This window comes from Pseudomonas sp. URIL14HWK12:I6 (assembly GCF_000514195.1).
Classification (GTDB): Bacteria; Pseudomonadota; Gammaproteobacteria; order Pseudomonadales; family Pseudomonadaceae; genus Aquipseudomonas; species Aquipseudomonas putida_A.
This window is the reverse complement of record NZ_AZVL01000001.1, coordinates 171,120-183,626: the sequence shown is the minus strand read 5'-3', so window position 1 is coordinate 183,626 and position 12,507 is coordinate 171,120. Positions and strand designations below refer to the sequence as shown.

Annotated in this window: 10 protein-coding genes; 4 read left to right on the top strand and 6 right to left on the bottom strand. The window is 61.3% G+C overall.

Features of this window, described 5'->3' with window-relative positions:
- The first annotated feature begins 1 nt into the window (after position 1).
- From H043_RS0100860 to H043_RS0100850, 3 genes are read left to right on the top strand one after another with little or no spacing between them, the layout of a single operon-like run.
- Entirely contained in the window at positions 2-877 is an 876-nt protein-coding gene (locus tag H043_RS0100860; protein WP_027610327.1) for a metal ABC transporter substrate-binding protein, read from the top strand.
- Positions 874-1,434 (top strand): carbonate dehydratase, encoded by a 561-nt coding sequence (locus H043_RS0100855; protein WP_027610326.1) that lies wholly within the window; start codon positions 874-876, stop codon positions 1,432-1,434. The genes H043_RS0100860 and H043_RS0100855 overlap by 4 nt, the downstream gene beginning before the upstream one ends.
- Before the next feature lie 3 nt (positions 1,435-1,437).
- Positions 1,438-2,769 carry a dihydroorotase gene (locus tag H043_RS0100850; protein ID WP_027610325.1) on the top strand — a complete coding sequence of 444 codons (1,332 nt, stop codon included), beginning with the start codon at positions 1,438-1,440 and terminating at the stop codon, positions 2,767-2,769.
- Positions 2,770-2,863: 94 nt separating this feature from the next.
- On the opposite strand, the gene H043_RS0100845 is transcribed toward H043_RS0100850, so the two are convergent.
- On the bottom strand, positions 2,864-3,382 hold the full coding sequence (locus H043_RS0100845; RefSeq protein WP_027610324.1) for a DUF3617 domain-containing protein: 519 nt from the start codon (positions 3,380-3,382) through the stop codon (positions 2,864-2,866).
- 131 nt (positions 3,383-3,513) lie between these two features.
- On the opposite strand from H043_RS0100845, the gene cls reads away from it, so the two are divergent.
- Positions 3,514-4,953: a cardiolipin synthase gene (gene cls, locus H043_RS0100840; protein ID WP_027610323.1), complete on the top strand. Its 1,440-nt coding sequence runs from the start codon at positions 3,514-3,516 to the stop codon at positions 4,951-4,953.
- A gap of 38 nt (positions 4,954-4,991) precedes the next feature.
- Here the strand turns inward: cls and cfaB are convergent, their stop codons facing one another.
- From cfaB to hflK (H043_RS0100815), 5 genes are all read right to left on the bottom strand, one after another.
- Entirely contained in the window at positions 4,992-6,179 is a 1,188-nt protein-coding gene (gene cfaB / locus H043_RS0100835) for a C17 cyclopropane fatty acid synthase CfaB (protein WP_027610322.1), read from the bottom strand.
- A 211-nt stretch (positions 6,180-6,390) separates the two neighbouring features.
- Entirely contained in the window at positions 6,391-8,298 is a 1,908-nt protein-coding gene (locus H043_RS0100830) for a heavy metal translocating P-type ATPase (RefSeq protein WP_027610321.1), read from the bottom strand.
- Complete coding sequence (gene hflK / locus H043_RS0100825) at positions 8,295-9,356, bottom strand: protease modulator HflK (RefSeq protein ID WP_027610320.1); 1,062 nt, start codon at positions 9,354-9,356, stop codon at positions 8,295-8,297. Before hflK (H043_RS0100825) ends, H043_RS0100830 begins: the two co-directional genes overlap by 4 nt.
- Complete coding sequence (hflC, locus tag H043_RS0100820; protein ID WP_027610319.1) at positions 9,353-10,399, bottom strand: protease modulator HflC; 1,047 nt, start codon at positions 10,397-10,399, stop codon at positions 9,353-9,355. Before hflC ends, hflK (H043_RS0100825) begins: the two co-directional genes overlap by 4 nt.
- Complete coding sequence (hflK, locus tag H043_RS0100815) at positions 10,396-12,360, bottom strand: protease modulator HflK (protein ID WP_027610318.1); 1,965 nt, start codon at positions 12,358-12,360, stop codon at positions 10,396-10,398. The genes hflC and hflK (H043_RS0100815) overlap by 4 nt, the downstream gene beginning before the upstream one ends.
- Positions 12,361-12,507: the final 147 nt, after the last annotated feature.

Below are 12,507 nucleotides of genomic sequence, written 5' to 3'. Positions count from 1 at the left end.
GATGCGCGCTCTACTCGTGTTGTTCAGCTTGCTGCTATCGATGTCGTTATCGGCGGCGGAAAAAGTGCCGGTGGTCACCAGCTTCAGCATCCTCGCCGACATGGTTCACCAGGTGGGTGGCGAGCATATCCAGATCACCAACATGGTCGGCCCAGATGCCGATGCACACACTTACGAACCGACACCCGATGACGCCAAAGCGTTGCTTAAGGCCAAATTGATCATCAAGAACGGATTGGGTTTCGAGCCTTGGCTTGATCGTCTGGTGACCAGCACCGAGACCAGAGCCTCCGTCATCAGTGCCAGTCATGGCGTGATTCCACGCTCGCTGGTGGAAGACGGTGAAACCATTCCCGACCCGCACGCCTGGCACAACCTGGCCAATACCGAACTGTACATCGCCAACATCACCAAGGCGCTGATCGCTGCCGACCCGGCGAACAAGGCCGACTACCAACGCAATAGCCAGGCCTACCTGAAACAGATCTACGCCCTGCTCGCCGAAGCCAAGGCCAAGCTTGGCTCGCTGCCACCGGGCAACCGCAAGATTGTCACCAGCCACGATGCTTTCGGTTATCTCGGTCAGGCCTACGGCATCGACTTCATGGCGCCGCAAGGTCTGTCCACCGAGCGTGAACCTTCGGCTGCCGAAGTCGCCGCGCTGATCAAGCAGATTCGTCAGGCGAAGGTCAAAGCGGTGTTCATGGAAAACATCAAGGACGCGCGCCTGCTCAAGCAGATCGCCGAGGAAAGCGGCGCGCACATCGGCGGCACGTTGTACTCCGATGCCCTCGCCGCTAGCGGCCCGGCCAGCACCTTTACCGGACTGTTCGAATACAACCTCAACACCCTTTACGACGCACTGAGCCAGCCATGATCCGTAAAAATCCTTCCGGCGATCTTCCGCAAATTGCCGAGTCGGCCTACGTCGACAAAACCGCGATCATCTGCGGCAAGGTGGTCGTTGGCGAGAACGTCTTCGTCGGCCCCTACGCCGTGATTCGCGCCGATGAAGTAGACGCTTCAGGCGCGATGGAGCCGATCACCATCGGCGCCAATTCGAACATCCAGGACGGCGTGGTGATCCATTCGAAATCCGGTGCTGCCGTGACCATCGGCGAATTCACCTCGATCGCTCACCGCTCGATCGTGCATGGTCCGTGCGTGGTCGGCGACCGGGTGTTCATCGGCTTCAACAGCGTGCTGTTCAATTGCGTGATCGGTGACGGCTGTGTGGTGCGGCACAACTCGGTGGTCGATGGCCGCGATTTGCCGGATGCGTTCTACGTGCCCTCCACCACCCGCATCGGCCCCAATACCGACCTCTCGCAGTTCCCGCCGGTGAGTGTCAGCGCCTCGGAGTTTTCCGAAGACGTGGCACGCACCAATGTCGATCTGGTACGCGGCTACAAAGCCTTGCAGAACGAGTTCTGAATCATGAGCAGCGTGCTGATTCGCAACGCCAGACTGGTCAATGAAGGACGCGAGTTCGATGGCGATCTGCTGGTCAACCATGGCCGCATCGTCAAGATCGCGCGCAGCATCTATGGTGAAAATGCCCGTGTGGAAATCGACGCCAATGGCCAATGGCTGTTGCCGGGGATGATTGATGACCAGGTGCATTTTCGCGAGCCGGGGGCGCCGGCCAAGGGCTGCATCCACACCGAGTCGCGCGCAGCGGTGGCGGGCGGCATCACCAGTTTCATGGACATGCCCAACACCCAGCCGCCCACCCTCACCCTCGAAGCGATGGCGGATAAAAAGCGTCGGGCGGCAATTAACTCCGTGGCCAACTACGGCTTTCACTTTGGCGTGAGCCAGGACAACCTCGACACCGTCGCCGCGCTCAACCCCTGCGAAGTGGCCGGGGTCAAAGTGTTCATGGGTGCCTCCACCGGCAATATGTTGGTGGACGATCCGAGAACGCTTGAGCGTTTATTCGCCGAAGTGCCGACGATACTGCTGGCGCATTGCGAACACACGCCGAGCATCGAGGCCAATGCAACACGTCTGCGCGAACGTCTTGGCGAACACCTGCCCGCGAATATCCATGCACTGATTCGCGATGCCGAGGCTTGCTACCGCTCCTCTTCGTTGGCAGTGGAACTGGCCAGACGTCACGGCACCCGCCTGCACGTTTTGCATCTGACCACCGCTCGCGAACTCGAGTTGTTCGAGGACAAGCCGCTCGCCCAGAAACACATCACGGCCGAAGTCTGCCTGCATCATCTGCTATTCGATGACCGCGACTATCCGGCCCTCGGCAACCTGATCAAATGCAACCCGGCGATCAAGACACAAGCCGACCGAGACGCGCTCCGTCAGGCCTTGTTGAGCAATCGACTGGATGTGATCGGCAGCGATCACGCGCCACATACCTGGGCAGAAAAACAGCGCCCGTATGCCGATGCGCCGTCCGGTTTACCGCTGGTGCAACACGCTTTGCCGGCACTGCTGGAGCTGGTGGCCGATGGCGTGCTGCCGATCACCACGTTGGTGGCGAAGACCAGCCATCGGGTGGCGGATCTGTTTGCGATTCCGGATCGAGGTTATTTGCGTGAAGGGTATTGGGCGGATCTGGTGCTGGTTGAGCCTGTGGCTCTTGAAGTGTCGCGGCAACCGATTCTGTCGCAGTGCGGATGGACGCCGTTCGCTGACAAGACTTTTCGCTATCGGGTGAATACCACGTTGGTGTCGGGGCAGATTGCCTGGCGGGAGCAGCGCATCAACGAAGGATGTCAGGGGCTGCCGCTACGGTTCATGCGCTGAATGATCAGGTGTCTGACAGGACGCCTTCGCGAGCAAGCCCGCTCCCACAAGGATTGTGCTGTCCCCTGTGGGAGCGGGCTTGCTCGCGAAGCTTTTAAGCTCTTGGTTTCACAGTGCCGCAATCCTGACCCAACCACACCGCACGGGTTTCCAGACTGCCCTTCTGGTTGATCCCGATGGCGTTGAACGTGCCGTTGGCCACCGTGGTGAACTCACGATCACTGAGGAACGTGGCAACCCCGGTGCCTTGCGCTTTAGGGCAGCTGAAGCGGAATTTCCACTGGTTGCCGGTGCGCTCGGTGATCTGCTGTTTGCAGCCCGACTGCGGATCGGCCAAGGGAATATCGTTGGTCGCCACTTGCTGCGGCGTCAGGCAGGCACGAATGCCCTTGCCGCCGATGTTGATTCCGTTCTTTTCCAGCGCCGCACGCTGCTGCGGGGTCATCTGGCCTTGCAACTGGCCAAGGATCGATTGCACATCCATGGGCTGGTCATCGACCTTGACGTTGCTTGAGGTCATTTCCCATAGCCCCGGCTGCAGCATTTGCGCCTGCGCAACCACCGGCATTGCCAAACCCAGGCCCAGCGCCAAACCCAGCAGACGAACGTTCATCGAAAAACTCCTGATCAGTAGTGGCCGTTAGACGTCGGCCGATTGCTTCGGTTCATGCACCAATTAAATAGCGACATTCGCCTCGGAACATGGTCTGTTACGCATTGAGTCTTCAGGAGCAAGGCTGCCCCATGGATTATTTTGGACCGCACATTTTCGGTTATCTGATCGCCCTGATACATAGCCTCGGCTTGATCGCCGCGATCCATGCGGTGCTGACCGTACGCACCGCCCAAGGCTCGATCGCCTGGGCATTGTCGCTTATTTTCATTCCCTACCTGACGCTCATCCCTTATCTGGTTTTCGGTCGCAGCACCTTCGACGGCTATATCAAGGCGCGGCGTCAAGCCAACGAACAGATGCGTCAGGCGATCTCCGAGTTGAACTGGCGCCCATGGGTCGAAGAAGCCCTCACCGCTCGCGCCTCGAAGGCCTACGCCTCGCTGCGCGCCATGCCCAAACTGGGGCGCATGCCGTGCCTGGCGAACAACCAAGTGCAACTGCTGGTGAATGGCCACGCGACCTTCGAGGCGATCTTCCACGCCATCGATCAAGCGCGCGAAGCCGTACTGGTGCAGTTTTTCATCATTCATGACGACCGCCTCGGGCAGCGCCTGCGCGACCTGTTACTGAAGAAGGCCGCGGAAGGTGTGGCAATTCATCTGCTCTACGACCGCATCGGCAGCCACGCCCTGCCCCACAGTTATGTGCAGGCGCTGCGCGATGGCGGTGTCGAGGTCAAAGCCTTCGCCACACGCAGCGGCTGGCTCAATCGCTTCCAGGTGAATTTCCGCAACCACCGCAAAATCGTCGTGGTCGATGGCGTACTCGGTTTCGTCGGCGGGCATAACGTCGGCGATGAATACATGGGCGAGAAACCGCCCCTGGCGCCGTGGCGCGATACCCATGTTCAGGTGCGCGGGCCGGTGGTGGCCTGCATGCAGGAGTCGTTTGCCGAGGACTGGTTCTGGGCAGCACGGACGTTGCCACCGCTGATCCTGCCGGATGTCTACCCGGAAGATGGCGTGCTCTGCCAATTGCTGGCGAGCGGCCCGGCGGATGCCTACGAAACCTGTTCACTGTTCTTCGTCGAAGCCATCCACGCGGCGACGGAACGAGTGTGGATCACCAGCCCCTACTTCATTCCCGATGAAGCCGTGTTCGCCGCGTTGCGCCTGGCGGTGCTGCGCGGCGTCGACGTGCGCCTGCTGCTGCCCTCACGCCCTGATCACCGCATCGTCTACGCTGCTTCCAGTCTCTACGCGTTCGAAGCAGTACGCGCCGGCGTACGGGTATTCCGCTACGAGCCGGGGTTCCTGCATCAGAAAGTGGTGCTGATCGACAGCGAAATCAGCGCCATCGGCAGCGCCAATCTGGACAACCGTTCGTTCCGGCTGAATTTCGAAGTGATGCTGCTGACCGTCGACAGCGAATTCGCCGCCCACGTGGAACGCATGCTCAACGATGATTTCGAGCAGGCTTATGAAGTCGCCAAAGAAGAAAGCCGGGAGATCCACCGCCTGCAACAGCTCGGCATGCGGATCGCCCGGCTTATTTCACCGATTCTTTGACCGGCCGCTCGCTCGAACGAGCGAACGGTCGTCAAGCCTCAGGGGTGATAAATGTCGTCACGGGTCCAAGGCAGTTCATGGCTGCCATCCGGATGCGCTTTCACCGCAAGAATCTGGTGCAGGTTGATCCAGCCACGCGCGAACGCATAGGCACACCCGGCCAGATACAGCCGCCAGATGCGCAATGCCTGATCCGGTACCAGTTTCCCGGCCGCTTCGAGGTTGTCCTCCAGCCGCTCGCTCCAGTGATCCAGCGTGCGCGCGTAATGCAGACGCAGGCTTTCGACGTCGACAATCTCCAGCCCGGCTTCGCTGATCTCGGCCGAGATCATCGCCAGGTGCGGCAGCTCACCGTTGGGGAACACGTATTTCTCGATGAAGTCGCCAGCACCGCGTCCCACCGGACGGCCGTCGGTGTGTTTGGCGGTGATGCCGTGGTTCATCACCAGACCGCCCTCCTTCACCGCGCCGAACAGGACCTTGCAGTACTCGGCGAGGTTGGCGTGACCGACGTGTTCGAACATGCCGACGCTGACTACCTTGTCGAAACGCCCGTCCTGCGGCAGATCGCGGTAGTCGAGCAATTGCAGCTCAACCTGATCTTCCAGGCCCTCGGCCTTGACCCGCTCCCGGGCCAGTTCCAGCTGTTCCTTGCTCAAGGTGATGCCGAACACTTTGGCGCCGAATTCACGTGCCGCGTAACGCGCCAGACCACCCCAGCCGCAACCGACATCCAGCAGGTAATCGCCCGGCTGCAAACGCAGCTTGCGGCACAGATGTCGGAACTTGGCCTGCTGTGCCTGTTCCAGAGTTTCGCTGCCGGTTTCGAAATACGCGCAGGAATACGCCATGTCGCTGTCCAGCCACAGCTGATAGAACGCGTTGGACAGGTCATAGTGATAGGAAATGGCTTTGGCGTCGGTTTCCTTGTCGTGCACCGCACGCACTGGCTGCGCGCTTTCGTCTTCATCGAGCAAGGCGCTGCTCAATTCGTCGCAGACCCGGATGACCTCGCTGATCGAGCCCTCCAGTTCCAGCCTGCCTTCGACAAACGCCGCCCCCAGCGCGTCGAGACTCGGATGGGTGAACTGGGTGACCATCGTCGGGTCCTTGACCACAATGGTGACGCTGGGCGTCGGCCCCAGGTTAAACTCATGGCCATCCCAGAGTCGCAAGCGAAGCGGAAGCTGCAGATTCTGTAAGGCCGGTGGAAGTTGCGCGAGCATGGAAAATCCCCCTTGTTTCAGACGTCAGATCTGAGGGTAGACCATCCTTGAAAAATAGCAGGCTATCGATTTAATTAGCCGAGACTATCGTTCCAGGCGCTCCTACATGCCGTCATGCACCCACTACTGCTTTAGCCCAGGTAACGGCGTGAAGTGTGCGCCCTCTCCATAGATGACTGCCTATTCGGCGCACAGTTCGCTGAAACTCACTTCAGTGATCATCCTTGAGCTTGAGCAATGGCTCCTGAAACCGCAGCAGCCGTCCGGCATTGCCCAACACCAGCAGCGTGCTGAGGTTGTGCAGCAGCGCGGCGATCATCGCTCCGGCCGCGCCGAGCCAGCCGAATGCCGCAAACACCACGATCGCCAGGGTCCAGCCCAGACCGATGATCACGTTGACCTGCAAGGTCCGGCGGCACTGGCGACTGAGTCGCACACAGGTGCCGAGGCGCCGCAAATCACTGCCGATCAGCACGATGTCCGCCGAGGCCAGCGCAATGTCGGCACCGCCGGCGCCCATCGCCACACCGACCACCCCGGCCTTGAGCGCCAGCGAATCATTGATGCCGTCACCCACCACCATCGGCCGGAAACCGTTGTCGATTTCCTTGAGCACGCGGTTGAGCTTGTCCTCAGGCAGCGCCTGCGCTTCCACCTCTTGCAGGCCGACCTCGCGGGCCAGGGTCTGCGCAACACTCTGGCGGTCGCCGGTCAGCAGCAACTGGCGACCCAGCCCCAGTTCGCGCAATTCAGCGAGGGCAAAGCGCGCTTCCGGTTTGACGCTGTCGGCCAGCATCAGCCAGGCGACAAATTCGCCGTTCAGTGCCAATCCGGCAATCGGCCCGTCGTGCTCGGGAACGATGGTAGTGACGATGCCCAGTTGCGCGAACAGTTCGGGACGCCCCAGCGCCGCCTCGCCCTGCGCGGTCATGGCGACCACCCCAAGACCCTGACGCTCGTGAATATCTGTTAGCGGCAGGCTCTGCTCTTGACTCACCAGCCCCGCCAACGCCCGGCTAACAGGATGACTGCTGGCCGCACCGAGACTGGCGGCCAGCGCCATCACCGAGGCCTGATCCAGACGCGGGCTGCTGATCGATTGCAAACGCAAGGTGCCGTAAGTCAGCGTGCCGGTCTTGTCGACCACCAGCGAGGTAAGGTCCGCCAACTCTTCAAGGAACGCCGAGCTGCGGATCAGAATACCGTGGCGCGCCGCCACCGCCACTCCGGCAATTGCCGTGGCCGGTGCCGACAGCACCAAAGCGCAAGGACATGCGGCTACCAGCACCGCGAGCATCGCTTGCGCATCATGGGTGACAAACCAGGTCACCGCCGCCAACAGCAACACCAGCACCATGTAGCTGCCGGCATAACGTTCAAGCAGACGGGTGATCGGCGGCTTCGAACGCTCGGCGTTCTGCATCAGCGCGATGACTTTGCCCAGCGTCGATTGATCACCGGTGCGGGTCACCTCAATGCGCAGCAAGCCATCGAGGTTGATCGCGCCGCCAAACACCGTCATGCCCACTGCCGTTTCCACTGGCACCGACTCGCCGGTAATCGACGCCGTGTCGAGGCTGGCTTGGCCGAACAACACCCGACCATCCGCGGGCACACGATCCCCGGCGCGCACCTCGACCGTGTCACCGGGTTGGAGGGTGCCGTTGTCGACTTCAATGATCGAGCCGTCCGCTTGAATCTTGCGGGCGTGGCTGCGGGTCAATTGGCCGAGGGCGTGGATCGCTTCCTGCGAACCGATCACGCTGCGCTCTTCCAGCACGTGGCCAAAGATCATGATGATCGGCAGCAACGCGGCGGTCAGCAGATCGCCGGTCGCCCAAGCACCGAGCATCGCCAGGGCAATCAGTTGATCGGTGATGCCATGCAGGCTCGGATAACGCAAGCTGTACCAAGCAGAGCGCATCACCGGCACCGCTACTAATAAAGAGGCGAAACCCAGCAGCAACTGACTGACACCAGTTTGCTCCGGCACCATCCAGCGCCAGATCAAACCAAGGCCGAGCAAGCCCAAGGCGAGCATTGCCAAAGTCAATTGGCGAGCAGCGCGGCGCTGTTCGGCCGAGGACAACAGGCTCGGTGCAGCGGTGGTCGCAGTCATTTACTGGCTCCCTGAATGATCAGGCGGGAATCGTCTTTCGGATCGACCGTGGTCACCGAACCGGCCTGACCAAGAATTTTCGGCATGCGTTCGCGGTACAGCCGCAGGAGCATCTGCGGGTCGGTGCCTTGTTGTTGCGCCTTGGCCAGGCTCATGACCGTGGCAGTGTCGGCAGAGGCTTTGGCCAAGCGTTCGCCTGCCTGTGCATGGGCCACTTGCAGCGTGCGGTCGGCTTGCTCGTTCGCAGTCTGGGTGAGTTTTTCCGCCTCGGTGCGTGCATTGGCGACGGCTTTGTCGGCTTGCTGACTGGCGGTCAATACCGCATTGAAGGCGCTGACGGCCGGATCCGGCAGACTCGACTGCACGTCGACCCGCGCCACTTCGATCCCGATGCCCTGCCCACTCGCCTTCAACTCAGCCAGACGCTGGTTGATGCCTTGCACCAGATCACCGCGCAGACGCTCGCGTCGTTCGGCGGCCTGATTATCGGCACCGATCAACTCGGGCCGAGCGACCAGAATCGTATCCAGATCCCGAGCAGCGGTCAGGGCCACAGCGCTGCGGGTGACCAGCCGATCCAGTGCTGGCAGCACATGATCACCCTGCAGCACGAAGTCATAGGGATCGCTGACTTTGTAAAACACCCGCACATCCAGTTGCACCACGCCGGCGTCGCCGGTCAGTAAATAGCCGGAACCGGCCAGTGCATCGCTCAGTGGCGTGGCGAAGGTTGCTACACGATCAGCCTTGATCGCCTCACTGCTGCGCAGCAGGTTTTCCACTCGGCGCTCGATGACCCGATCCGCTGCCGGCAGCAAAACCACCTGCTCGAACGGCTGCGGCCAAGCCAGCAACAGCCCGGCATTCTGGACGCGGTGCAGTGCGCCAAAGTGCAAGACCACCGCGCGATTTTGCGGATCAATCTGCCGCACATTGGAAAACGCCCACGCCAACGCAGCCAATACCGTTACCGCATATAAGGCGAAAAACGCCAGGCGTCCGGCCTGAATCCACGGACTGCTCAACGAATGTGTTCCACGTGGAACTTCATCACTCATGGCTGCGATCCGGATTTGTTTTCAACAGTCGGCGGGCCGTCCACCAGCACGCGGAATGGCGCGGCGTCGGTGCGCAGGATCAGCTTGGTGTCCGGCGTAACGATGGTGCCAAGGGTATCGAGTGAGCGCAGCAGGTTGTACAGCTGCGGCGAGCCAGCATAGGCACGGCCGTAGATTTGCGCGGCTTCGACCCGCGACTGTGCTTCGATTTCTGCGGCCTTCACCGTGGCATCGGCCTGGACAATTCGCGCATCGCGCTCGGCCGCAGAACGGATCTGCGCGGCTTCTCGCTTGCCGATGGCGGTGCGTTCGGTGGCGATTGTTTCACGCTCGGCGCGCATCCGATCAACCGTGGCCGTGAGCGTGACCGAAGGCAAGGTCAGGCGTTCGATGCCCACCTGAACCACACGCACGCCGTAGGTGGCCAGCAACTGCTGGTCGATCTGCTGACGCAGTTGCGCTTCGAAATCGGCGATACGCACTTTGCTGGCATCGGTATTCACCAGATCCGCCAGGTCGAAACTGCTGGCGGTGGTTTCCAGCGCCGAACCAACAAAGGTGCGAATCTGCCGCGCCGCTTCGTCCGGCTGGTTCTGCACCGCGCGCATGAAACGCTGCACATTGTCCGGGTCGCCCTGCACCTGCCACGCCACGTAGGCCTGAACGATGATGCGCAAACCGTCGCGGGTGCCGACATCCTGCAAACCACTCGAGGTGGTACGCAGGCGCAGATCCACCGGGATCGCCGCTTCGAACGGCGCCGGCCAGCGCCAGCTCAAACCCGGCTCAAGCAGCACCCGCGACGGATTACCGAAACGGGTGATGACGGTGGCCTCGCCCGAGCGCACCTGAACCAGGCTTGCCGCCGCGATGGCAAACCCCACCAGCAACAGCGCCCAGCCCATGCGCCGCCACGGGAGCGGCCCCGCCTCTTCCGGCGCTCCGTGGTGATGGTGATGATGCCCATGATGATGGTGATGCCCGGCGTGGCCATGATCGTGGCCGCTGTGGTCATGGGAATCGTGAGAGTGCGACTGGCTCAAGGGGCAACTCCTGGTTGAGCGGTGGTGCGCGCAGGCGTCGGATCAGCCGGCAGCGTAAACGTACGCAGATCGATGGTCGGCGCATTGCTGCTGCCGCCTAAACGGTGGTCGAGTATTAACAATTTGGCCTTGTTCAGACCCAGGCTGAGCTGATTCAGATATTGCTCAAGCACGAACGCCTGGCCAGCGCTGGAATAGGCTTTCTGCTCAGCGCTGAACTTCAGGTCTGCCGCCTGCGCCGCCGCATTGATTTCACGGGCGCTGGCACTCGCCTGATCGCGGGCGAGACTGGCCTGCAACTGCGCCTGATTACTCGCTTCTGCCGCCGCGCCGCGTTCACGGGAGATCAACGCCTGCGCGCCGATCTGTGCTGCTTGCACGCTGTGATAAGCATTAGCCGCACCGGCTGGCGGGTGAATCGCTTCGACCACGGTGGCGAGAATCTCCACACCGCTGTCGAGTTTCTGTAGATCACCTTGCACTGCGCGGCCGATTTCTTCGCCCAGCCCTACCCGGTCAGCGCCGAGCAAACCGTCGAGGGTGCGCGAGGCAAAATCGTGCACCAGAATCCGGCTCGCGGTGCTGCGAATCAGCGTCGGCACATCAGCGTTGTTGTAAGTGGCGGCCAAGGCATCCTGATCACGCAGACCAATGCGATAAACGAAGCGCACGTCCATGTTGACGATCTGAAAGCTCTGCTGATCGCCACGGCTGCTGGCGATCACCTGGGATTTGTCATTGACGTGGCTGGCATCCCACAAGCGGTTGGCGGCCATCGGCGCCGGGCCTTCGGCAGGCTCAGCCTGGGTCGGGGCAGGAGCATCGCCGACGCTGGTCGCCAACTCATGCACCACGCCATTCTCGACGTTCAATACACGGCCCAATGGCCACGGCAGACCGGCGTGCAATCCCGGACCGAACACTTGCACCGGCTTGCCGAAGCGCTCGTAGATACCGCGCCCTTGCAGCGGGATTTCGTGGACTCCGGTCAGCAGCCAACCGACCGCAGCAACCAGCGCCAAAACTGGCAGAAAGGCCCGGCGCATGTAGCTGAACGCCCAGATCTGGCGCAGATCGATGCCGAACCGGTTGTGCAATTCGTGCTGCAAGGCGAGCAACGGCTGCGGTGGCCAACGCAGCATATCGGCAACAAAACTGCGCGCCAGCAGGGTCGGTTCGAGCTGCTCGCGTCGAGGGCTGAACACCGATAGAAATGCGCGCAATAGCAACTCGATCGCGACGAATGCCGGCAAGATCCCGATCAACACCGCAAGCCGTACTGGCCACACCGACGCCTCGCTGGCGAACAGCAGGCACAACGCGCCCAGTACGAGACTGATGATCGCCACCCGCACCAGTTGCGCGAGAGACCCGGCTTCCGGCCATTGCGCCGGGTTTTCCTGAGCCAGTTGCCGCTCCAGCACCAGCAAGCCGAAACCCAACAGCAACATCAGCGCGGCGCCCACCGTGGCCGATAACCCGACTGCTGCGGCAGGCAACGTCAGATTCCACACCTGCCCGATGGCGAGCACAATCAGCACTGACCAGCCGCCCAACCACAACGTGGCCGCACCAATCTGACCGAGCAGGTGCAGACCGCGCTGACTCAATCGCTCCAGCAGCCGTTCGTACCAGCCATCCGGCGCTACTGGCTCCAGCTCCTCGGTCAGCGCCACCGATATCGGCGGGTCAATCACCCCTGCACGCCATTGCGTCAACCACCACGCCGACTGCAGGCCGGCGACCAGCACCAGCAACGCCGCACCCAAATTCACCAGCAAGACCGGCCATATCGATTGCGCGGCAAACAGCTCGACAAACAACGCCAGCAGCCACCCTGCCCCGGCCAATCCGCCGAGGCCGATGGCCAGACGACGCAAGCGTCGCCCTTGCGCAGCCGCTTGTTGAAAGCGCGGCAACCCGGTCACTTGCGTGCCATCGACATTCAGATCGACTTGCATATCACCCCAAAGCCATTGATTCACCGGTCTTATCGTTACGATATAACGAAAAGCGTGAAATATTCGTACACAAATTCGCTTATCTAAAGATGCGCAACCTGTCGCTTGCCTGAAGCCTTGACCGAAATGTCCGGAAACGCACATATT